The sequence below is a fragment of the Bacillus sp. HMA207 genome, from assembly GCF_003402455.1.
GTDB classification, from domain to species: Bacteria; Bacillota; Bacilli; order Bacillales; family Bacillaceae_G; genus Bacillus_A; species Bacillus_A cereus.
In genome coordinates this window covers 105,897-129,153 of record NZ_BEZT01000004.1, presented here as the reverse complement: position 1 = coordinate 129,153, position 23,257 = coordinate 105,897, and the positions used below count along the sequence as shown (strand labels likewise).

Below are 23,257 nucleotides of genomic sequence, written 5' to 3'. Positions count from 1 at the left end.
AAATATCGTTATATTAAAATTTACAAATAAAATACACTCGTCTTATTATTTTAATATATTTTTTACAAATATCCATATAGTATTGAAAAAACAGAGAAGGGAAACTTCTCTGTTTACTTTTGTATGTTTTTTTCAACTTGTTCTCGAACTGTTTGAATGTAATTCATTTTATGATCCCAGCACTCTTGGCTTAAATCGACAGGGTATTCTTCAGGATTTAAAGTTCGCATATATTCTTCCCAAAATAGAGAGAGACTCTGTTCATTATATTTTTGAATATCTAATATACTTGGTAGTTCATATGTTCTTTCACCGTTAACGAAAATATCTTTATGCAGTTCACGGGCTTCAAAGTTTGTTACGAATTTACTTATATATGTGTGAACTGGATGGAACATTTTTAAGCGCTCTTCTTTTCCAGGTTCTTCAGAATCTAACGCAATATAATCGCCTTCTGCATGATCGTTTACCCGATTGATAATACGATAAATTCGTTTCAGTCCTGGAGTGGTAATTTTTTCAGGGTTAGATGAAATTTTAATCGTATCATTTAATTTTCCGTCAGTATCTTCAATCGCAACTAGTTTGTAAACAGCCCCCAATGCAGGTTGCTCAAAGGACGTAATTAATTTTGTCCCAACGCCCCATACGTCAATTTTTGCTCCTTGAGATTTAAGGTGCATAATTGTGTATTCATCTAAATCGCTAGAAGCGATAATTTTTGTATTTGTAAACCCTGCTTCATCTAATAGTTTTCGTGCCTTTTTCGATAAATAAGCCATATCACCACTATCAAGACGTATGCCATAGAAATCAATACGATCCCCAAATTCTTTTGCAACACGAATCGCATTTGGAACACCAGATTTCAATGTGTCATATGTATCAACGAGAAAGACGCACTTTTTATGAGTTTCAGCGTATTTTTTAAACGCGACGTATTCATCGCGATATGCTTGAACGAAAGAGTGAGCGTGTGTGCCAGCTACAGGAATCCCAAAGCGTTTCCCAGCACGAACGTTGCTTGTAGAGGAGAAACCACCAATAAAGGCAGCACGCGTCCCCCAAAGGGCAGCATCGAACTCATGGGCACGTCTTGTGCCGAACTCTAAAAGCTCATCATTACTTGCAGCATGTTTCATACGTGCTGCTTTTGTGGCAATTAATGTTTGGTAATTCACAATATTTAAGAGGGCAGTCTCAATAATTTGTGCTTCACCAAGTGGTGCATCAACACGTAATAAAGGCTCGTTATTAAATACAACTTCACCTTCTTGCATACTGCGAATCGTCCCAGTGAATTTCATATTTTGTAAATAATGAAGGAATTCTTCTTCAAATTGTAATTCTGCTAAATAAGCGATATCGCTTTCAGTAAAACTGAAATTTTCTATGTACTCTACAATTTTCTCAAGGCCAGCAAAAACAGCGTAGCCGTTCTCAAATGGAAGCTTTCGAAAATATAAATCAAAAACAGAACGGCGATTATGAATACCATCTTTCCAATATGTATAAGCCATGTTGATTTGATATAGGTCTGTATGTAAGGCATAACTATCGTCTTTATAATGAGTCATCGCGAGAACACCTCCATAATTTGGTTATAGTATACCAATTTTTCACCATTCGTAGCAAAGAAGAGATATTGATGTGAAGTCAAGAGAGAAAAAAATGAAATTATGCATATTTTTTAGAAAATTTATATTTATCAATTTATATTTCTACAGATTTTATGTATTATTAGAGTAATGGGGGTAATGAGAATGGAGGAGGACAATGCAACAAACATTAGAAAAAATAGGCAAACAAGTCTTTTATAAACGGCTACAGCAAAAAATGACACAAGAAGAATTATGTCAGGGCATTTGTTCTGTCTCATACTTAAGTAAGATTGAAAATGGAAAGATTGAAGCATCAGAAGAAATTCTACAATTGCTCTGCGCAAGATTAGAAATTGCCGTGACGGATTTGAGGGATGTAGAAGAAGATGTGAAGGGGAAGCTGGATGAATGGTTGAATGCACTAGTTCATTTAGACAAGCAACAAGTAGAACGTATATATGAAGAGTTGCAAGGTGAAATGAAGCATGTGTTGGATTTTGAAATTATAAATTATTATAAACTGCTGTATACACGTTATTTAATTATGAAAAGGGATTTTCCTGCTGTCGAAAAAGAGTTAGAGAGCTTAAAGAAGATGTACAAAAAGTATTCACCATTCCAAAAATTATTATATACGTATAGCAAAGGGTTATATTATTTTTTACAACATAGATATAAGAAGGCATTGGAGTATTTGACTCGAACAGAAGTAATGGCAAAGGAACAAGGTTATCATGAGAATGGAATATATTTCAATTTGGCTCTTGTTTATAATGAATTAGAAGTTGAACATATGACTTTACATTTTGCTAATGTAGCAATGGAAGGATTTAAGAATGAATATAAATTCCGTTATGTGATAAATTGCCAGTTACTTATTGCGTTGAGTTATATACAAAAAAAGCAATATAATGAGGCACTATCTATTTATAATAATATTTTGAGGGAAGCAAATTCTTTTGCTGATAAAGAAAGTATAACAGCTATTGCTTTAAATAATTTAGGCTTCTTGTACTATAACTTAAAAGATTATGCAAAAGCAAAAGATTATTATTTACAATGCCTAAAGTACAAAAAGGAAGAGGATTTAAATTATATTGATGCAGTGTATGAGATCGCTTTGCAGTGTATTGAATTAAAAGAATTTGAAGAAGCGAAAGATTGGATTAATAAAGGAATAGATGTTGCCAAGAGGGATGAAAAGTATAAAAGTATGCTATATATACTTTCAATGCTTAAGAATAAATACTTTGAAACGAAAGATGTTTATAAAAGATTTTTAGAAGTTGAGGCAATCCCATTTTTTAGAGGCGAAGAAAATAAAAAGGAATTAAAAATGGTGTATTTAGAACTAGCAGGATATCACGAGGAATTACTAGAATTTAAGGAAAGTAATAACTACTATAAATTAGCAATTAATTTATTAGAAGAAAAGGGAGGAAAATAATATGAAAAAAATAATTATTGGTGCTTTGGCTTTGGTAGCTGTATTAGTGGTATTGGAACCGCAATATGCTTGGACATCGGATATTTATGGTCAAGGCGAAAAAGTAGTAGAATTAATAAATTCTTAACAGAAACCCCTTTCCAATCGGAAAGGGGTTTTTCAATATTTGTTCCTCAAAATTCTACAAAACTTGAGAAAATAATTATTTGAATTTTTAGTATATTAATAGTGGAAACATAATGCTAATATAAAACTACTCTTTTTCAAAAAAATTTTTTATTAGGGGGAAGGTTCATGAAAAAGAAAAGTTTAGCGTTAGTGTTAGCGACAGGAATGGCAGTTACAACATTTGGAGGGACAGGCTCTGCATTTGCGGATTCTAAAAATGTACTCTCTACGAAGAAGTACAATGAGACAGTACAGTCACCTGAGTTTATTTCTGGTGATCTAACTGGAGCGACTGGTAAGAAAGCGGAATCTGTTGTGTTTGATTACTTAAATGCAGCAAAAGGTGATTACAAGCTAGGGGAAAAGAGTGCGCAAGATTCTTTCAAAGTGAAACAAGTGAAGAAAGATGCTGTAACTGATTCAACAGTAGTACGTATGCAACAAGTTTACGAAGGAGTGCCTGTATGGGGTTCTACTCAAGTGGCTCACGTAAGTAAAGACGGTTCTTTAAAAGTATTGTCTGGAACAGTTGCACCTGATTTAGACAAAAAGGAAAAGTTGAAAAATAAAAATAAGATTGAAGGCGCAAAAGCAATTGAAATCGCGCAGCAAGATTTAGGGGTAACACCGAAATATGAGGTAGAACCAAAAGCGGACTTATATGTATATCAAAATGGTGAAGAAACAACATATGCATACGTTGTAAATCTAAACTTCTTAGATCCAAGTCCAGGAAACTACTACTATTTCATTGAAGCAGACAGCGGTAAAGTATTAAATAAATATAATAAATTGGATCATGTAACAAATGAAGATAAATCACCAGTTAAGCAAGAGGCTCCTAAACAGGATGCGAAAGCAGTAGTAAAACCTGTAACAGGAACAAATAAAGTAGGAACTGGTAAAGGTGTATTAGGAGATACAAAATCACTTAATACAACGTTATCTGGTTCATCTTACTACTTACAAGATAATACGCGCGGGGCAACAATTTTCACATATGATGCGAAAAATCGTACTACATTGCCAGGAACTTTATGGGTAGATGCAGATAATGTTTTTAATGCAGCGTATGATGCAGCAGCAGTAGATGCTCATTACTATGCAGGTAGAACATATGATTATTATAAAGCTACATTTAACAGAAACTCTATTAATGATGCAGGAGCTCCGTTAAAATCGACAGTTCATTACGGAAGTAAGTATAATAATGCATTCTGGAATGGCTCACAAATGGTATACGGAGATGGTGATGGTGTAACATTCACTTCATTATCTGGTGGAATTGATGTAATTGGTCACGAATTAACGCATGCTGTTACTGAAAATAGCTCGGACTTAATTTATCAAAATGAATCAGGAGCGCTAAATGAAGCAATTTCTGATATTTTTGGTACTTTAGTAGAATTCTATGATAACCGTAACCCGGATTGGGAGATTGGTGAAGATATTTATACGCCTGGTAAAGCAGGAGATGCGCTTCGCTCTATGAGTGATCCAGCGAAATACGGTGATCCAGACCATTATTCTAAGCGTTACACTGGTACTAGTGATAACGGTGGGGTTCATACAAACAGTGGTATCATTAACAAACAAGCTTATTTATTAGCAAATGGTGGTACGCATTCGGGTGTAACTGTAACGGGCATTGGTAAAGATAAGTTAGGTGCAATTTATTACCGTGCAAACACACAATATTTCACGCAATCTACTACATTTAGCCAAGCTCGTGCTGGTGCAGTACAAGCTGCAGCTGATTTATATGGTGCGACTTCTGCGGAAGTAGCAGCAGTTAAGCAATCATTTAGTGCTGTTGGTATTAACTAAGGATTAAAAAGGATAGCTATTAATAAAATACCTCAAAAATAAAGAAGGAGCCTATGCTCCTTCTTTATTTTTTTTTCTCCATTTTTTCCACAAATAAAACAATCCAATAGCGCCTGCGATTGTTACAATCCACTTTGCTTCATTTGTTCCGTTCATGACATGATAGGCAGAATATACTTCGATTAACAATGCCGGTATTTTCCCTATTGTGCTGGCAATACTGAAGGAGAGTAATGACATCTTACCTAGAGCCGCAAATAAAGTCACGATACTTGATGGGATGAAAGGTATCAAGCGAAATGATAGAACGAGTAGAAAGGCCTCTCTACCTTCTACATAAAGAAGACGCTCTACCTTTGGGTATTTATTTACTTTATCGTGAGTGAACTTTTGAAGGCCCATGCGGTAAATATAAAACGAGATAATAGCCCCTAATGCTTCGCCTACGATCGAAATAACAGTACCATTTGTTACGCCAAAGAGCTGTATATTAATGGCGGTTAAAAAAATACTAGGGATAAAACCTAAAAGACTAATGATGATGTTAATTAAGATACTAAGTGGAATTGCGATTGAATAGTATTCTGTTAAGAAATTTTGAATCGTTTCAGCCATTGTTTAAAATCCTTTATCTTTTTTTGCATTACACCACATTTCGTTTGTATAGGCAAGGAGAAATTTACATAATGTAGAAAAACGTTGATAAGAAGGGTATTTTATACCTTATATGGGTATTGGGTATATGAAAATAGGGGTATTTTAAAATGTTTTTAAAAATACTATAAAAACCTTTGTATAAAAGAGTTTTATAGTTATGTTATCGGTGATTTCATCTGGGAAATAATCGAAAAATATAGGGGGTATATATTATAAAAGGCGAAAAATAGAGGGTTGATGAAATTGCTGGGGTAAATATGGAAAAATAGATAAAAAAAATGAAAACTGATAGATTTTTTCGTTGTGAAATTGACTTTTAGTGAAGTTGCGATAATAATCATGGAAGAGGTGATATGATGAAACGAATAAGTAGTCTTTTCTTCAGTAGTTTATTGGTATTAATGCTGATCTTAAGCGGATGTGCAGGAAAAGAACAAAAAACAGAGAAACAGACAGGGAATCAAGCTACATCGGTAGAAAAAATTAGTGATAATATTTTAGATGAAATGGAAGGACCACCTAAAAATGGTCATACGATTGAAAGACATGTAGGCAAGTCAGAAGAGGATTTGAAGAATCGCTTGAAGACAGATAAAGTGTCAGCCGCAAGTACATACTATGATAAAGAAACAGCGACGAAAGCTGTAAAAGATAGCTTGAAGCAACATGACAAGGAAATTCAAGATTGGTTAAAAAATTCTAAAGAGGCTCGTCTCGTATTAAATACAACTCATTCATTTCCTGTTGGAAAAACGGTAATAAAGAAAAATATGAGTGTAAAAGACAAGTTAGTAAAAACTGTTACTGTTTTAGCAAGAGATAAGTCAGGAGAATTAGGGTTTAAGATTATTACTTCTTATCCATCTGATAAATAAGAAGGGGGAGTACATTATGTATACGACATTACAATACTTTCTTAAATCGTACTGTACGTTAAGTATTCATGAGGATGAAATAGTAAGCGTGATGGAAGAGTTTATTGAACAAGAAGACGAAGAAATTGTTTTGAAATTACGTGATGAATTAATAAATATGAAGAAAAAGAACGCGTGGGAAGAGGCGTGTGTATTAGCTGCGAAGCAAGGAAATCGTATGTGGTCTTTAGAAGAAACGAAAGACCATCTTGAAACTTTTTTACTATTACTGCAAAAGAAAAAGGCGTGATTTAATCACGCCTTTTTCTTTATGCTATTCGGTTGGTATTATCTATTCTTTTGGAGCGCTTTTATATACGCTTTTTGAAATTTGTCCATTTGATATTACTTCCCCGTTTTGTGTTACTTTTTTATACGTAACCGCGGTGATTTTATCACTAGTTCTACTAATTACTTGAGAAGAAACTTCAACATTTTTACCAGTATTTGTACCGAAAATGCGTGTAGTAATACTACCTCCATTTGAAAATGCTTGAATATAAATATGATTGCCTGTATTATTTTTAAATTTTAAATCTGGACCATAATCTGCTACTGCTGCATCTTGCCCAAGTGGTAAATAATTTACTGGCATAGAATGATTGCTTCGAGAAACAATGCCTAAATCTGCCCTTAAAGCTGCACTGTATAATGTACTACTGACTTGGCAAACTCCTCCGCCTGCACTTTGTATTACTTTACCTTGTGAATATACTGCTGCAGATTTATAACCATGTGCAGCATCAGTTACGCCAACGCGACCGTTAAAACTAAATGTTTCATCAGGTGCGACAATAACCCCACTTAAAGTATTAGCTGACTTATTTACGTTAAATGATTGATTTCCGTTACGGCCAGCCATTGGAGTAGAATATTCAGCAATGACTTCTTTAATACCCATTTTCTGTATGTCTTCTGTAGAACGTTCTGGTTTTATGAATGTAACTGGTAATGTAACATCTGATTTACCAGTAGTAATAGCTTCATTTGTTAAACCGCTTAGTTTCCCTTTATCAATTTTTTCTCCGTTTTGGCTTTGACTAATATTTACTGTTGAGCCTTCAATACTTAATTCTGCGTTAACAGGATTTTTTAATGTTTCATTATATTTATCTTTTATAAAGGTTTCATAAGCTGTTGCATTTAATTGTGGTGTTAATTTATAGTCACGTTTTAATTCACCGTTTTCAGCTTGCTTACGCATTTTATAATGATTCATTACGTTTCCTTCTTGTTCTTTGAAGATTTTGTCAATAATATCTTTCTCTTTATAATTTATCCCTAAATCTTTCCATGTGTAAGTTTGTTTATCGTTTTGGAATATGTAGGTAAGGGATTTTTGATCTAACTCAGTTACCTTTTGATTAATAATTGCTTGAATATCCTTCTTATTTTTTCCGTCGAGAGAAATACCTTCAAATGTAGTATTTGGTAATGCAGTAGTATCTAATTGATTATTTAATTTGGATACATATTGATATCCCCCAACACCGCCTACACAAAGTAATATGCCCCCAGCAATTGCAGAACCAATCAGTATTTTACTTAGCTTCATTTATTTCCCCCCAGAAATTTATGTATAAATATATGTATTACATTTTTTGTATAAAAATGATGAAAATAACATTATGTACGTACTAGTATACTATTATTTTCACTGTGTGTGTAATGTTTTCATAAAAAATGTTACACCGCTGTAATAATTGTCACTTCTTGTCACAATGTGTATGAAAAATATGTTGAAAAATATAATAAAAAGGCTGTCTAGAAAGATCTAGCAGCCTTTTTATTATAATTTTTTATGTTCATTTTTATTCGTAACACCGAGATGTTTTTGAAGGGTAGTTGAAATAGTATCGACGCTTTTTTCATTTGGAACGTAATAATAAATACCACCTATATATTTATCTGTACCCTCTACTTGCATTTTTTCCATTTTTAAATTTGAATCCATTGAATTTTTTGTAATTGTCATCATATCATCAAAAGTTAAATTGGTTTTTAAATCTTTATCGACAGCGTCTAGTAGGCCACCGATTTTATTAATGGAATTAAGAGATAGTGCCTTTTCAGCAATGGCCTCTAATACAAGCTGTTGACGTTGACCACGCATATAATCACTATCGATATGACGAGTTCTAGCTAGTGCCAGTGCCTCTTCTCCATTTAAATGTTGACGTCCTTTTTTTAGATGAATGGCATCTGCTTCATCTTTACTATTTTGCTCTGTGAACTCAACTGGAACGTCTACAGTAATACCACCAAGAGAATCAACAATTTTAATAAAGGATTTAAAATTGAATTTTACATAGTAGTCAACTGGAACATCTAAAAAGTTCTCTACCGTATCAATTGTGCTGTCTACACCACCGAATACGTGCGCATGTGTGATTTTATCGTATTTATCACGTGATTTAATGTAGACGCGTGAGTCACGTGGAATGCTTACAAGTTTAACGGATTTATCGTTTTTATTAATTGTTGCAAGTAATAACGCATCTGTTCGAGTTGCTTTTCCATAACCTTTTTCCCTAATATCACTTTCATCAACACCCATAATTAGTACGGAAATATTGTCGGTCATAGGTTTAACAGCTTTTTCACGTTTACTGGACTTATCTCCTCGACCTAGTTCAGCATAAGCATTATTTAAGACGGACTTTGCTTTACTGTATATATGGAAGGAGTAGCCTCCTGCTCCAAGTGCTACAATTAGTAATGGAATAAGAAGGAACCAAAGTAGGCGTTTTTTCTTTGAGCGTCCTTTTTTGGCTCGCGTATTGTTGTTCGTGTCGGATTTCATCATTTTTTCTCCTTTAAAACTATCAAAGTGTATACATTTAGAAGTGTATTCAAACACATAAAAAATATTTTACGCTAAATAAAAGCGATTGTACATGTATAAAAAATAGATGTCTTGATTATTTATAAGACACCTATTCGTTATTGTATACAAAAGATAGGGATAAGAAAATGATAAAATTTTACCTAATTACAACATAATGCTTACGATAATTGCAGATAAAATACTAACGAGAGTAGCTCCATATAGTAATTTAAGGCCAAACCTCGCAACAACGTTTCCTTGTTCTTCGTTTAATCCTTTTACCGCACCTGAAATAATACCAATGGAAGAAAAATTGGCAAAAGATACAAGGAAAACAGAAATAATACCAACTGTACGGGGAGAAAGGCTATTAGAAATTTTACTAAGGTCCATCATTGCGACAAATTCATTCGTTACAAGCTTCGTTGCCATAATGCTGCCAGCCGCGACAATTTCAGAACTGGGTACACCGATAAGGAATGCGATAGGTGCAAATACATAGCCGATTAATTGTTGGAACGTAATACCGAATATAATGAGGAACAGGTCATTAATACAACTAATTAATGCGACGAATCCGATGAGCATAGCGCCGACAACAATGGCTACACGAAAACCATCAAGAATGTATTCTCCAAGCATTTCAAAAAAGCTTTGTTTTTCACCTTTGATTTCTAAAATATCTTCGTCATCTTTAACGTCGTAAGGGTTAATGATGAGTACGATAATAAAACCGCTAAATAAATTGAGAACGAGTGCAGTTACTACATATTTAGGTTCAATCATTGTCATATAGGCACCTACGATAGACATAGATACGGTTGACATAGCAGAGGCACAAAGTGTATAAAGACGGTGTTTTGGAATTTGAGCTAATTGTTTTTTCACTGTAATAAAAACTTCTGATTGGCCGACAATGGCAGAGGCGATAGCGTTGTAAGATTCTAATTTACCAAGACCATTTATTTTACTAAGAAAGTACCCGATCCAACGAATAAAAAATGGTAGTATTTTGAAATGTTGTAATATACCAATTAAAACAGAAATAAAGACGATTGGTAATAATACAGTAAGGAAAAATGGCATTTCACCTTTATTTGCAAGACCACCAAATACGAAATTTATTCCATCAGCAGCATACTCGAGTAGCTTGGTAAACAAACTGGAAATGATTCTAATAAGTATGAGGCCGATTTCTGTATTTAATAGTAAATAGGTTAAAATTAACTGTATAATAAGCATGATAAAAATTGGTTTAAATTTAATATGCTTCTTATTATTGCTAGCAATATAAGCGAGCAAGAAAACAACAATTAGTCCGACGAAAAAAGTAATGAATTTCATGGTAAGCCCCCTAAAAGAGATATTCTGCTATATATGTTTTTCATTTCAAGGGAGAATATGCATCTTTGGTAAAGAAAGGAATAGAGAGAGCATGAATATATGTAGAGTGCATCACGTTGCAATTATTTGTTCGAATTATGAGACGTCAAAGGATTTTTATACTAGGATATTAGGGTTTAAAGAGATAAATGAAGTATATAGAAAGGAACGAGATTCTTATAAATTAGATTTATGTGTAGGAGAAGAGTATCAAATCGAATTATTTTCATTTCCAAATCCGCCTGAGCGCAAAAGTTTTCCAGAAGCAGCCGGTCTTAGACATTTAGCATTTGCTGTTACAAATATAGAAGAAGCTGTGAAGCATTTAAACCAATGTGGTGTTGAGACGGAACCAATCCGTATTGATGAAATAACGGGGAAGAAATTCGTCTTTTTCCAAGACCCTGATGGTTTACCTTTAGAATTGTATGAGGTTTGAAAATTGGTGGATTTTATATAGAGTTGCTTTCCAATAATTGAAGAAACTAAAGTGAAACTTCTTTTTAAAAGGAGGTGTAACTTTAGCTAAGAAAGCTAAAGAGCATATGTGGATATTTTAAAATTATTGATGGTAGTCATTCTTATTGGGTTAACAGCATTTTTTGTGGCTGTTGAATTTGCAATTATTAAGGTACGTAGCAGTCGTATTGATCAACTCGTTAGCGAAAAAAGACGAGGTGCACTGGCAGCTAAAAAGGTAACTTCAAATTTAGATGAATATTTATCGGCCTGTCAGCTAGGTATTACAATTACTGCTTTAGGGCTTGGGTGGTTAGGGGAACCAACCATTAAACATTTACTCGAGCCGTTGTTTTTAAAATTAAAATTCTCACCTGCAATTTCCAGTACAGTTTCATTTATTATTGCCTTTGCAGTAATTACATTTTTACATGTTGTCATTGGGGAACTTGCTCCAAAGACATTTGCTATACAAAAAGCAGAACAAGTTAGCTTATTGTTATCGAAACCACTTATTTATTTTTACCGAGTTATGTATCCGTTTATTTGGGCTTTGAATGGTTCAGCGAGGGTTGTAACTGGTTTATTCGGATTACATCCAGCTTCTGAACATGAAGTAGCTCATTCAGAAGAAGAATTAAGGTTAATCTTATCTGAGAGCTATGAGAGCGGAGAGATTAACCAAAGGGAATTTAAATATGTAAATAATATTTTTGAATTTGATAATAGAGTAGCAAAAGAAATTATGGTACCTCGTACGGAAGTTGTAGGCTTATATGAGGATGAACCATTTGAAACACATATTAAAGTAATCGCGCAAGAAAAGTACACGAGATATCCTGTATTTGGTGAAGATAAAGATGAAATTATTGGGATGGTTAATGTAAAAGATTTATTTATTCGTTATATGGATGGTAATCGGGATGAGGAGTGCTCGATTATGCCATATACAAGGCCAGTTATTGAAGTGCTAGAAAATATTCCAATTCATGATTTACTATTACAAATGCAAAGAAAACACATTCCATTAGCTGTATTGTATGATGAATATGGTGGTACAGCTGGGATTGTTACACTAGAAGATATTTTAGAAGAAATTGTTGGAGAAATTCGAGATGAATACGATGAAGATGAGAATCCTCCTATAGAGCATGTAAGTGAAGGTTATAAAATCGTAGAGGGAAAAGTGCTTATTAGTGAAGTAAATGATTTGCTTGGCATACATTTAATTGCTGATGATGTAGATACAATTGGTGGCTGGATTATGGTACAAAAACAAATCGTTGCTGAAGGAGATATTATTGAGAAACACGGTTTTTATTTTAAAGTCCTTGAAAAGGATATGCATCAAATTAAACGAGTGGAAATAAGGAAAGTAGAAGAATGATTTTCTATAAACTTTAATAAAAAGGATATATAGAAAAATAAATGTTTGCGCTTTCAAAAAAGGTGCTATATAGTGAAGGTGGATACTGAAAAATTCTTCTGAATGATACTCGTGTTTTTAGAGGGCGGATTTTTTGGATAAGGATTTAGAATGAAAAAGTATAGGTGATAAAAATGATAGCAACGAAGGATATACGTATAGAAAAAGATTTTTTAGGTGAAAAAGAAGTACCAAGTGCAGCTTATTATGGTGTACAAACATTACGTGCCGTAGAAAACTTCCCAATTACAGGATATCGCATTCATCCATCACTCATTACAGCAATGGCAATTGTGAAAAAAGCGGCGGCGCTTGCGAATATAGATACTGGTTACTTAGCTAAAGACATTGGGCATGAAATTGCAGAAGCAGCGCAAGAAATTGTTGATGGAAAGTTTCATGATCAATTTATCGTGGATCCTATTCAAGGTGGAGCCGGAACTTCTATTAATATGAATACAAATGAAGTAATTGCGAATAGAGCGTTAGAACGTATGGGATATGAAAAAGGGGCGTATGCGAAAATTAGCCCAAACACCCATGTGAACATGGCCCAATCAACGAACGATGCGTTTCCAACAGGGATTCATATTGCAACTCTTATGATGTTAGAAAAGCTTCTTATTACAATGGAAGAACTTCATTCTGCTTTTCGTAAAAAAGCAAAAGAGTTTGATCATGTTATTAAAATGGGACGCACACATTTACAAGATGCAGTTCCAATTCGCCTTGGACAAGAATTTGAAGCGTATAGCCGAGTGCTTGCGCGTGATATAAAAAGAATTAAACAGTCTCGTCAACATTTATATGAAGTGAATATGGGCGCGACAGCTGTTGGTACAGGATTAAATGCAAATCCTACGTATATTGAACAAGTGGTAAAACATTTAAGAACGTTTAGTGGATTCCCACTTGTTGGTGCAGAGCATTTAGTTGATGCAACGCAAAATACAGATGCATACACAGAGGTATCTGCAGCACTTAAAGTATGTATGATGAACATGTCTAAAATTGCAAACGATCTTCGTATTATGGCGTCTGGTCCACGTGTTGGGTTAGCTGAAATTCAATTGCCAGCACGTCAGCCAGGTTCATCGATTATGCCAGGAAAAGTAAATCCAGTTATGGCAGAAGTGATTAACCAAGTCGCATTCCAAGTAATCGGAAACGATCATACAATTTGCTTAGCATCAGAAGCAGGACAATTAGAGTTAAACGTAATGGAGCCTGTGCTTGTATTTAATTTAATTCAATCTATTAGTATTATGAATAATGGATTCCGTGTATTCCGTGAATATTGTATTGAAGGAATTACGGCAAATGAAGAATTGCTGAAGCAATATGTTGAGAAAAGTGTTGGAATTATTACAGCAGTTAATCCTCATATTGGTTATGAAGTAGCATCTCGTATTGCACGTGAAGCAATTGAAACAGGGAAATCTGTTAGGGAGTTATGTTTAGAACATGGTGTACTGACAGAAGAGGAATTGGATATTATTTTAGATCCATTCGAAATGACTCACCCTGAAATTGCTGGAGCTTCTTTATTAAAAAATAAAAAAATGTAATGTGAAAAACACCGATCCACTTGGATCGGTGTTTTATTTTTAAAAGATATTAAATACAGCGTTTAATTGAAGTAAGCTAATAACAGCTAAGAAGATTAAACTGTATTTCATTGCTGTTTTAAATAGAGCAGATTCTTTACCAACTAGTCCAACTGCGGCACAAGCAACTGCTACAGATTGTGGTGAAACCATTTTTGCCATTGTACCACCTACTACGTTTAAGGCAACGAGTGTAGAAGGAACGATGTTTAACTGGTCTGCTGTTACTGCTTGAAGTGGTGCGAATAAAGAACCACTTGAAACTACTGAACCTGTAATGAATACGCCAATCCATCCTAAGATTGGAGAAAGAACTGGGAATGCATTACCAGTAGAAGAGAATGCAAGTCCAAGTGTAGATGACATACCAGAGTAGTTTTCTACGTAAGCTAAAGCGATAACGCTACAAATTGTATATACTGGAGCTTTTAATTCTTTCATTGTTTCAATCATTAATTCTTTAACCATTTTACCTTTTACGCGGTAAACGATAAGTGAAACGATAATTGCTAGTACAATCGCAGTAGTTGTAGAAGAGAATACATCAAATTTGAAAACAGCTGCGAAAGGTGTATCAGCTTTTGTAATTGGTGTAGTTTTCATAACAGCATTATGAAGACCAGGGAACTGAATGTTAAATACTAAGTTTGCTAACGCACCATCTGGAGCAAATAAAGCTTTAATCGGTTTTAAGTTAAAGATTGTTACAAATGCAGTTAAGAATACGAATGGAGACCAAGCATATAAAATTTGATTGAATGTGTGTGATACTTTAGTTTCTTGTTTTTCTTCTTTAGTAGAAGATTTTGGTTGCCAAACACGTAAGAATAATGCAAGAGAGATCATACTTACAACGGCTGCGAAAATATTAGTAAGTTCTGCGCCTAAGAAGTAAGTTACAGCGAATTGAGTAATAGCGAAAGAAACACCACTTACAAGAATACCTTGCCAAGTTTCTTTAATACCTTTAATTCCATCGACCATTGAAACAAGTAAGAAAGGTAAGATAACACTAATGAAAGGTAAAATAAGAACAGTTTGACGACCAATAGTTAATGCGTCAAGTTGAGTTAATTGTGCTGGTACTGTAACTGGAATACCCATAGCACCCATAGCACCACCAGCAATATTAGCTACTAAACAAATACCTGCTGCTTTTAATGGATTAAAGCCCATACCTACAAGTAGTGCAGCTGTAATAGCAACTGGAACTCCTAGACCAGCTGCGCCTTCTAAGAAAGCACCGAAAGAATAAGCGATTAATAATACTTGTAAACGTTGATCATTTGTAATGCTTGAAATACTATCGCGAATAATATTGAATTGCTCTGTTTTAACAGTTAATTTGTAAAGGAAAATTGCGGCGATAACGATAGTACAAATTGGATAAAATCCAGATAAAACACCGAATCCGGCAGATGCTACAGCTACTGTTGCTGGCATTTTATAAACAAATATTGCAAGGATAATAGCGACAATCACACTATAAAGACCAGCCATGTAACTTTTCATTTTGAATCCCATTAAACAAATGATGAAACAAAAGATTGGAAGTGCTGCGATTAGTGCAGATAACCAAATATTGTTTAATGGGTCATAAATTTGTGTCCAAGTACTCATAATAATGACAACTCCTATCTATTATATGTGAAGAAATTCACATTATTTGTGAAACTATTCACAATCAACTTACATGCTTAGTATATTCTCCTTCAACACTATTGTCAACGTAAAAAAGTATAATTATTCCATAATAGTGTTAAAAGAAAAGCTTTGTTCATAAAGTAGACAAAAAACACACTCAAATGAATTTAAGTGTGCTGTATAAACTATGTGCATATTATTTTGCTTATTCAGATGGCATGCTCCTTATAGGCGTATATTAGATGAAGTCTTTTATATTAAGTATAAAGTTTGATATATGCAATTATCTGTCCTGTTTGATCTAGTGGGGGGAACGGTGAGTGGATTTAATAGGAAGTTTTGCACAACAATCCAACCGCTTGCAATACGAATAAAAAATAAGAAACAAATTTTTAATATCACATCATCTCTTTTTACTGAAAATTCCTTTTAGCGTAACAAAGAGGTTAATTATAGTTCAACTACATTACGATAGGTTATCAATTATAGACGGTATTTTACAATACCGTTACTGTGCATTTCAATGAGGTGAAAATATAACAAAAAGCCTGATAAAACAACGTTTGCAAGCAAAGTATTCGTAGGCCATTATTTTGCTTTTTCGTTATATCATATAGTATAATATTCAAAATCAGCAAGGATTTTTTCCTGAATTTTTGCTGATGAAGATGGAAAAATTTTTCGGCTTTATAGGTTGATAAAGTTATGTCGTAACAGGAAATATAAGAACAGATATATAAATAAATAAAAAGAACATAAAAACGCAAATAAAAACGAAAATGAGGGGAACTTTATGAGCCAAAATCAATTCGAATGTCGTATTTCAGAAGAAGATGTACAAATGTTAAGAGCGTTAGCTCACCCACTTCGTCTACGTCTAGTAATGGAACTTATGCAAAGAGGAACATGTAATGTAACACAGCTACAGGAAGTATTAGAAATTCCACAATCAACTGTTTCACAACATTTAACGAAGTTAAAGCAAAATAAAGTAGTACGCTTTGAAAGACGAGGATTAGAAGTGTATTATCAAATCCATAATGATAAAGTAAGTGCGGTAGTAAAAACATTATTTTCTTAAAATTTGAATATTATGGAAAAAGACGTGTAGAATATACGTCTTTTTTTATTTGTCAGAAAGGTAGCGAGAGAGTAAATATTAGCATGTTAGGAAGAAATGACTATCAATCAACATGCTGCCTTACGGAATATATTCTAAAAGGAAAAGAAAAAATAAAAAGGAGTGTAGTAAGCAAAAGGAGGGATAGTAGTATGGATGTGAAACGTGTGAAACAAATCTTATCTTCTTCAAGTAGAATTGACGTTACATATGAGGGCGTACCAGTATGGATTGAGAGCTGTGATGAGCAGAAGGGGAGTGCTCAAGTGTATGATGTATCTAATCCTGGTGAGAGCGTTCATGTGGACGTGACAGCTTTAGAGGAGAAATAATAAAAAAGACGCTTCTAATTTTAGAAGCGTCTTTTTGTTATTCCATCATACTTGCAACTTTTTTAGAGCATAGAAGAAGTACAAATCCTAAGACGATAACGATAATCCCGATACTTGCAAATACTTCAAGGTATCCTAATGATTGTGTAAAGGAAGCAAGTTTACCAGCTAACCAGTTAGCCATACCTGAACCAGCTAACCATACACCCATTAATAATGATGCTAATTTAACAGGTGCAATTGCACTTACCATAGATAATCCGATTGGTGATAAGAATAGTTCTCCAATTGTATGGAACATATAAGTGATAACGATGAATAATAAGTTTGCTTTAACAGTTATATCAGCTTCACTACTTCCGGTTTTTAGAACCGCTAATGTTAAAACCAGGTAACCTATACCTAGTAAAATCATACCAAATGCCATTTTTGTTGGTATTTTTAAATCGCCACGCTTTGATTTAGAAAGTTTTAACCATAGCATAGATACGAATGGTGCAAGGAGTACGATGAACGCTGGATTAACGGATTGGAACCAAGATGTTGGCACTTCCCATCCGAAAATTGTACGATCAACAAATTTATCTGTATAAAGTGTTAAAGAACTACCAGCTTGTTCAAAGCCTGCCCAGAAGAATACTACGAAACAAGTTAAAATTACAATTGCCCAAGTGCGATTTTTTTCTTGTTTTGTTAAAGGTTTCTTTTCAATTGTAGGTTGATTTTTTGATTTTTTACCGACAACTGTTGTTCCAGCTTTACCAAGGTAGCGAGGAGCTAATAAGTTGAAAACAATTTGCCCAACAATCATACCGATACAAGCTGCTAAGAATCCGTATTTATATCCCATAACCATAACGCCATCAACGCTTGTTTTAAAGAAGTCTTCTGCTAAAAATCCACAAATAAGTGGAGCAAAGAAAGCACCTACGTTAATACCCATATAGAAGATAGTAAATGCACTGTCACGACGTGAATCATTTTCATCATACAATTCACCTAACAGTGTAGAAATATTTGGTTTAAAGAATCCATTACCAATAACTAATAATATTAATCCAAGGAAAAGTCCTGTTTTTGTGTTCATTGAGAATAGTACAAAGTTACCGATTGCCATAATAATTCCGCCGAGAGTAATGGCATGACGTCTTGTAATGTAATGATCAGTTAGCCATCCGCCAAGAATTGGCATGAAATATACTGCTGCTGTAAAATAACCGTATAATTGCACTGCAAATGCCTTATCAAATCCTAACCCGCCACTAACCGCAGCAGTTGTTAAATAAAGAACTAAAAGGCCACGCATTCCATAATAACTAAATCTTTCCCACATTTCTGTTAAGAACAACAAGTACAACCCTGGTGGATGTTTTTTTGGTGATTGTTGCTCTCCAGCTTTGTCTAATTTTAAAGCTGCATCCATTTTTGTTTCCCCCTAATCCTGTATAACGGATATTTATGTAATCATTTTAATTTACAAAATATTTAGAAGTCAATAGAATTATATGGAAATAGAAAGAAAATTTCTAAAAAAGTTCTATTTTTCTTCGACCGTTACTGTATTTTGCCCTGAAAACGAGATGATAAGCGTTTTCAAATGTAATAATTGAATTCTAAAAGAAAATAAAATAGTGATTAATCAGAAAATTTAGATTAAAATATTTATTCTGATATAAAGAAAATATATTCTATTTACTTTCTCAATATAACATATTGGGAATAAAAATACAAAACGAAATAATGTGACATTTAAGTGAATTGAAAAATAACCAGCTCCACAGAAGGGAGCTGGTTAAGGAAATATTATTTAACAAAGCGTTTTTCGATGTCATCTAATAGTAGGTTAGCGGCCATTACGCCACCAGCTGTATTCCAAATAACGTCATCAACTTTGTATGCTTTACCATTTTTTACTGCATTTAAATTTTTAAATAGAGGATCGTTTATATACTCTTTTTCTAGTTCAGATCCTTTTTTCTCATTTCCTTTATCGAATGTGAAGTAGAATAATACGTCACCATCCATAGCAGAAATACGCTCTTTAGATACGTTACGCTCTGCAAAATCATCTTTATTTTGATCTCCAGGACGTTTAAATCCAAGTTCTTTTAAAATAACACCAGAGAATGTATCGCCATGATAAATACGAACATCACCAGGCATGAAACGAACCATAGAGATTTCTTGGTTTACTTTATCGCCAAGTTTGCCTTTTAAATCTTTTATACGTGATTCGTAATCAGCTACAACTTTTTGACCTTCTTTTTCTTTATTTAATGCTTTTGCATAAAATTTGAAGTTATCTTTCCATTCACCACGTAATGTTTCTGAGAACACAGTAGGTGCAATTGCTTTTAGTTGTTCGTACACTTTTTCGTGGCGCATTTTATTACCGATAATTAAGTCTGGTTTTAAAGAAGCAATTGTTTCAACGTTAACTTGTCCTTCATCACCAACAACTTTTACATCTTTCATTTTATCCTTAATATGTGGATACCATGGGTCACCAGTCCAAGACTTTACAGCACCAACTGGTTTCACACCTAATTCAAGTAAAGCTTCAGTTCCTTCATTTGTTAAGATAACTACACGTTTTGGATTAGCAGGAACTTCTGTTTTACCCATTGCATGTTCTACAGTAACCACTTCTTTTTTATTATCTTCTTTTGTAGATTCTTCTTTGTTATTTGATTTTCCACAAGCGCTTAAAAGCATTGAAAATGCTAGTAAAAATACAAATACTGTAAACGATTTCTTCCGCATGAAATTCATTATGTACCCCCTACATGTTGAGAATATTTTTCAATAGCAAGCATGATATTAAGCCTTTATCTTTTGATTGTCAATACATATGGGTGAAAATAATTCTCATTTCCGTTGACAATGAGAATTAAGTTGAAATACACTAACAACGTATCATTATACATTGAAGGGGAAACGCTGCATGTTATTAAAAACAAATCGAGCAAAATGGATTGGATTATTTGTTGGAATCATTGCAGTCGTTATTTGTATTTGGGGAAGTATTATTTTTGGATATACAAATACGAGTTGGAAACTAGCATTGGATGCTTTTTTCCATTTTAACGGTTCCAATGAACATATTATTATTCAAAATGTACGTCTGCCTAGGGCGTTAATTGCAGCTAGTGTTGGTGCTAGTTTAGCCATTGCTGGTTGTCTTATGCAAACTTTAACTAAGAATCCACTTGCTTCTCCAGATTTTATTGGATTAAATTCAGGTGCTGCGTTCTTCATAGTTGTAGCAATTGTAATCTTTTCAGTAACATCATTATCAGCTTTCACATGGATTGCCTTTTTAGGAGCGGCGGTTGCAGCTGTACTTGTATTTGCTTCTAGTTCTTTAGGAAAAGAAGGAACTACTCCTCTTAAGTTAACGTTAGCAGGGGTCGCAATTAGTGCGTTATTTTCATCATTAACACAAGGATTACTTGTGTTAAATGAAAAAGCACTTGAAGAGGTATTATTTTGGCTTGCTGGATCTGTGCAAGGGAGAAAGTTAGAAATTTTACAATCTGTATTCCCATATTTATTAATAGGATGGATTGCATCTCTTATGATGGCAGGGAAAGTAAATACATTGATGATGGGAGAAGACGTCGCGAAAGGACTTGGACAACGAACAATTTTAATGAAATCATTCGTGTTACTTATTATTGTACTGTTGTCTGGTGGTTCGGTTGCGGTTGCTGGCCCAATTGGATTTATTGGAATTATTACTCCGCATTTTGCGAGATTTCTTGTTGGAGTTGACCACAGATGGAGAGTGCCTTATAGCGGATTGTTAGGTGCAATACTACTAATATCGGCTGATATAGCAGCAAGATATGTCATTATGCCACAAGAAGTACCAGTAGGAGTTATGACAGCATTTATTGGAGCTCCATTCTTTATTTATATTGCACGTAAGAGAGGGCTTAGCAAATGAAGAAATATATTCCGTTTCGTATAGGAAAAGGTGAGCTCTCGTTTTTAATGTATAAACGAGCTTGTCTCGTCTTGTTAAGTTTACTAGTTGTTTTAATAGGATTATTCTTTGCGAGCGCAGGTATGGGAGACATGAAAATTGCTCCTTATGATGTATGGCAAGCGATCACTGGAAATGGCGATGCGATGTCTAACATGGTTGTAAATAAGTTTCGTATGCCGCGTATTTTAATTGCCATCCTCGTAGGAATTGCGCTTGCTGTAGCAGGATGTATTTTACAAGGTCTCGTTCGAAATCCACTTGCTTCTCCCGATATCATCGGGATTACGGGCGGGGCAAGTGTTGCAGTTGTATTGTTTTTAGCTATATTTAGTGATAAAAATAATGCACTAACGGTAAGTATTCATTATATGCCGCTCGCAGCTTTTGCAGGAGCAACGATTGTAGCGGTTTTTGTATACTTATTTGCATGGAAAAATGATGGATTATCACCAATTAGTCTCGTTTTAATTGGTGTTGGATTTTGGGCATTAACGAAGGCGGCGACAACATTATTTATGTTGCTAGCACCAATTTATCAAGCGAGCCAAGCGAATGTATGGATTACGGGTACCGTTTACGGCTCTTCTTGGCAAAATGTTATGGTACTTGCGCCTTGGGTTCTCATTTTAACAGTAATATCATTTATCGCAGCTAGGCATTTAAATGCACAAGAGCTAGGGGATGATATAGCGGTAGGACTTGGGGTTCCTTTAACAAAGTCGCGTGTATTTATGTTATTACTTAGTACAGCTTTAATTGGTGGTGCGGTAGCTTTTGCCGGAGGGATTGGATTTGTCGGTTTAATGGCACCACATATTTCACGAAGATTAGTTGGTTCTTTATACGGTGCATTGCTCCCAGTTGCAGCTATTGTCGGTGCAATTCTAGTACTTGCTGCAGATTTAATAGGGCGTACAATTTTCACACCACTTGAAATTCCAGCAGGGGTATTTACATCAGCAATTGGTGCACCTTATTTCATTTATTTACTTTATAAAAGTCGGAATTCATAAAGGGAGATGAATATGCAAAAAGCATTGGAGACGAAACGCTTGACGTTGTCTTATGGTGAAACAATTATTATTGATGAGCTGAACTTAGAAATTCCAAAAGGAGAAATTACAATTTTTATTGGTTCTAACGGTTGCGGGAAATCAACTTTATTACGTTCACTAGCCAGATTATTAAAGCCAACAAATGGTGATATTTTGTTAGATAATCAAGCAATTCAAAGTATGCAAACGAAGCAAATTGCTCGTCAAATGGCGATTTTACCGCAAGGACCACAAGCACCAGAAGGACTTACAGTATTACAACTTGTAAAGCAAGGGCGTTATCCATATCAAACATGGCTGAAGCAATGGTCAGAAAAAGACGAGGAAATGGTACAGAAGGCACTTGCAGCAACAGGTATGACAGAATTTGCTGAGCGTGATGTGCATGCCCTTTCAGGTGGACAACGTCAACGTGCTTGGATCGCAATGACACTTGCACAAGATACAGATATTATTTTACTGGATGAGCCTACTACATATTTAGATATGACTCACCAAATTGAAGTGCTAGATTTATTATTCGAATTAAATGAAATAGAACAAAGAACAATTGTTATGGTATTACATGATCTAAATTTAGCATGCCGCTATGCAGATAACATTGTAGCCATTCAAGATAAACAAATATATGCACAAGGTAAACCTGAAGAAGTGGTAGATGAGAAACTAGTACGTGATGTATTCCGAATGGAGTGCCAAATTAGTACGGATCCGTTGTTTGGAACACCACTTTGTATCCCGCACGGAAGAGGAAGACGTGTAGTTAAAGAAGTTGCTCAGGCAATGAGATAAAAAACGA

The 23,257-nt window shown here is 34.4% G+C and carries 21 protein-coding genes; 13 read left to right on the top strand and 8 right to left on the bottom strand.

Annotated features, from left to right (window positions below; all coding sequences use genetic code 11):
- Positions 1 to 113 precede the first annotated feature (113 nt).
- Positions 114 to 1,577, bottom strand: coding sequence for a nicotinate phosphoribosyltransferase (locus HMAS_RS25165; RefSeq protein WP_000150184.1), 1,464 nt, complete (start codon positions 1,575 to 1,577; stop codon positions 114 to 116).
- 199 nt (positions 1,578 to 1,776) lie between these two features.
- On the opposite strand from HMAS_RS25165, the gene HMAS_RS25160 reads away from it, so the two are divergent.
- The 3 genes from HMAS_RS25160 (at position 1,777) to HMAS_RS25155 (ending at position 5,043) form a co-directional block, all read left to right on the top strand.
- A complete protein-coding gene (locus tag HMAS_RS25160) occupies positions 1,777 to 3,048 on the top strand; it encodes a helix-turn-helix domain-containing protein (RefSeq protein WP_001187937.1) in 1,272 nt (423 codons plus the stop codon).
- Position 3,049: 1 nt separating this feature from the next.
- Entirely contained in the window at positions 3,050 to 3,175 is a 126-nt protein-coding gene (locus HMAS_RS27855; RefSeq protein WP_000720172.1) for an NprX family peptide pheromone, read from the top strand.
- Positions 3,176 to 3,342: 167 nt separating this feature from the next.
- Positions 3,343 to 5,043, top strand: a complete 1,701-nt coding sequence (locus HMAS_RS25155) for a M4 family metallopeptidase (RefSeq protein ID WP_000730383.1) — start codon at positions 3,343 to 3,345, stop codon at positions 5,041 to 5,043.
- A gap of 51 nt (positions 5,044 to 5,094) precedes the next feature.
- Here the strand turns inward: HMAS_RS25155 and HMAS_RS25150 are convergent, their stop codons facing one another.
- Positions 5,095 to 5,658, bottom strand: coding sequence for a TVP38/TMEM64 family protein (locus HMAS_RS25150; protein ID WP_000852225.1), 564 nt, complete (start codon positions 5,656 to 5,658; stop codon positions 5,095 to 5,097).
- Between the two features lie 398 nt (positions 5,659 to 6,056).
- Between HMAS_RS25150 and HMAS_RS25145 the strand changes: the two genes are divergently transcribed.
- Positions 6,057 to 6,575: an RNase A-like domain-containing lipoprotein gene (locus HMAS_RS25145; RefSeq protein ID WP_000822700.1), complete on the top strand. Its 519-nt coding sequence runs from the start codon at positions 6,057 to 6,059 to the stop codon at positions 6,573 to 6,575.
- Between the two features lie 16 nt (positions 6,576 to 6,591).
- Positions 6,592 to 6,864, top strand: a complete 273-nt coding sequence (locus HMAS_RS25140) for a hypothetical protein (protein ID WP_000288803.1) — start codon at positions 6,592 to 6,594, stop codon at positions 6,862 to 6,864.
- Positions 6,865 to 6,906: 42 nt separating this feature from the next.
- On the opposite strand, the gene HMAS_RS25135 is transcribed toward HMAS_RS25140, so the two are convergent.
- The 3 genes from HMAS_RS25135 to HMAS_RS25125 all read right to left on the bottom strand — a co-directional run bounded on the left by HMAS_RS25135 (position 6,907) and on the right by HMAS_RS25125 (position 10,785).
- Positions 6,907 to 8,169, bottom strand: a complete 1,263-nt coding sequence (locus HMAS_RS25135) for a VanW family protein (RefSeq protein WP_116345082.1) — start codon at positions 8,167 to 8,169, stop codon at positions 6,907 to 6,909.
- 234 nt (positions 8,170 to 8,403) lie between these two features.
- On the bottom strand, positions 8,404 to 9,420 hold the full coding sequence (locus HMAS_RS25130; protein WP_002163841.1) for an LCP family protein: 1,017 nt from the start codon (positions 9,418 to 9,420) through the stop codon (positions 8,404 to 8,406).
- A gap of 186 nt (positions 9,421 to 9,606) precedes the next feature.
- The gene (locus HMAS_RS25125; RefSeq protein WP_006925013.1) at positions 9,607 to 10,785 is read right to left on the bottom strand and encodes a NupC/NupG family nucleoside CNT transporter; all 1,179 of its coding nucleotides are present in this window, start codon (positions 10,783 to 10,785) and stop codon (positions 9,607 to 9,609) included.
- Between the two features lie 91 nt (positions 10,786 to 10,876).
- Here HMAS_RS25125 and HMAS_RS25120 point away from each other — a divergent pair, with 91 nt between their 5' ends.
- The 3 genes from HMAS_RS25120 to aspA all read left to right on the top strand — a co-directional run bounded on the left by HMAS_RS25120 (position 10,877) and on the right by aspA (position 14,277).
- Positions 10,877 to 11,263, top strand: a complete 387-nt coding sequence (locus HMAS_RS25120; RefSeq protein WP_001017675.1) for a VOC family protein — start codon at positions 10,877 to 10,879, stop codon at positions 11,261 to 11,263.
- A 108-nt stretch (positions 11,264 to 11,371) separates the two neighbouring features.
- Positions 11,372 to 12,670 (top strand): hemolysin family protein, encoded by a 1,299-nt coding sequence (locus HMAS_RS25115; RefSeq protein WP_000353314.1) that lies wholly within the window; start codon positions 11,372 to 11,374, stop codon positions 12,668 to 12,670.
- A 173-nt stretch (positions 12,671 to 12,843) separates the two neighbouring features.
- Complete coding sequence (aspA, locus tag HMAS_RS25110; RefSeq protein WP_000562131.1) at positions 12,844 to 14,277, top strand: aspartate ammonia-lyase; 1,434 nt, start codon at positions 12,844 to 12,846, stop codon at positions 14,275 to 14,277.
- Between the two features lie 39 nt (positions 14,278 to 14,316).
- Here aspA and HMAS_RS25105 read toward each other — a convergent pair whose 3' ends face one another.
- Entirely contained in the window at positions 14,317 to 15,936 is a 1,620-nt protein-coding gene (locus HMAS_RS25105) for an L-lactate permease (protein WP_044306389.1), read from the bottom strand.
- Positions 15,937 to 16,753: 817 nt separating this feature from the next.
- On the opposite strand from HMAS_RS25105, the gene HMAS_RS25100 reads away from it, so the two are divergent.
- Positions 16,754 to 17,041 carry an ArsR/SmtB family transcription factor gene (locus HMAS_RS25100; protein ID WP_000081428.1) on the top strand — a complete coding sequence of 96 codons (288 nt, stop codon included), beginning with the start codon at positions 16,754 to 16,756 and terminating at the stop codon, positions 17,039 to 17,041.
- A 191-nt stretch (positions 17,042 to 17,232) separates the two neighbouring features.
- Positions 17,233 to 17,412, top strand: coding sequence for an acid-soluble spore protein H (locus tag HMAS_RS25095; RefSeq protein ID WP_000382679.1), 180 nt, complete (start codon positions 17,233 to 17,235; stop codon positions 17,410 to 17,412).
- Positions 17,413 to 17,449: 37 nt separating this feature from the next.
- Here the strand turns inward: HMAS_RS25095 and HMAS_RS25090 are convergent, their stop codons facing one another.
- Entirely contained in the window at positions 17,450 to 18,835 is a 1,386-nt protein-coding gene (locus HMAS_RS25090) for a peptide MFS transporter (protein WP_000338327.1), read from the bottom strand.
- A 380-nt stretch (positions 18,836 to 19,215) separates the two neighbouring features.
- Complete coding sequence (locus HMAS_RS25085; protein ID WP_001010274.1) at positions 19,216 to 20,184, bottom strand: ABC transporter substrate-binding protein; 969 nt, start codon at positions 20,182 to 20,184, stop codon at positions 19,216 to 19,218.
- A gap of 172 nt (positions 20,185 to 20,356) precedes the next feature.
- Between HMAS_RS25085 and HMAS_RS25080 the strand changes: the two genes are divergently transcribed.
- The 3 genes from HMAS_RS25080 to HMAS_RS25070 are packed head-to-tail and all read left to right on the top strand — an operon-like array spanning position 20,357 to position 23,250.
- On the top strand, positions 20,357 to 21,361 hold the full coding sequence (locus tag HMAS_RS25080; RefSeq protein WP_046392344.1) for a FecCD family ABC transporter permease: 1,005 nt from the start codon (positions 20,357 to 20,359) through the stop codon (positions 21,359 to 21,361).
- Positions 21,358 to 22,416 carry a FecCD family ABC transporter permease gene (locus HMAS_RS25075; protein ID WP_116345081.1) on the top strand — a complete coding sequence of 353 codons (1,059 nt, stop codon included), beginning with the start codon at positions 21,358 to 21,360 and terminating at the stop codon, positions 22,414 to 22,416. The genes HMAS_RS25080 and HMAS_RS25075 overlap by 4 nt, the downstream gene beginning before the upstream one ends.
- 12 nt (positions 22,417 to 22,428) lie before the next feature.
- A complete protein-coding gene (locus HMAS_RS25070; RefSeq protein WP_033695236.1) occupies positions 22,429 to 23,250 on the top strand; it encodes an ABC transporter ATP-binding protein in 822 nt (273 codons plus the stop codon).
- Positions 23,251 to 23,257: the final 7 nt, after the last annotated feature.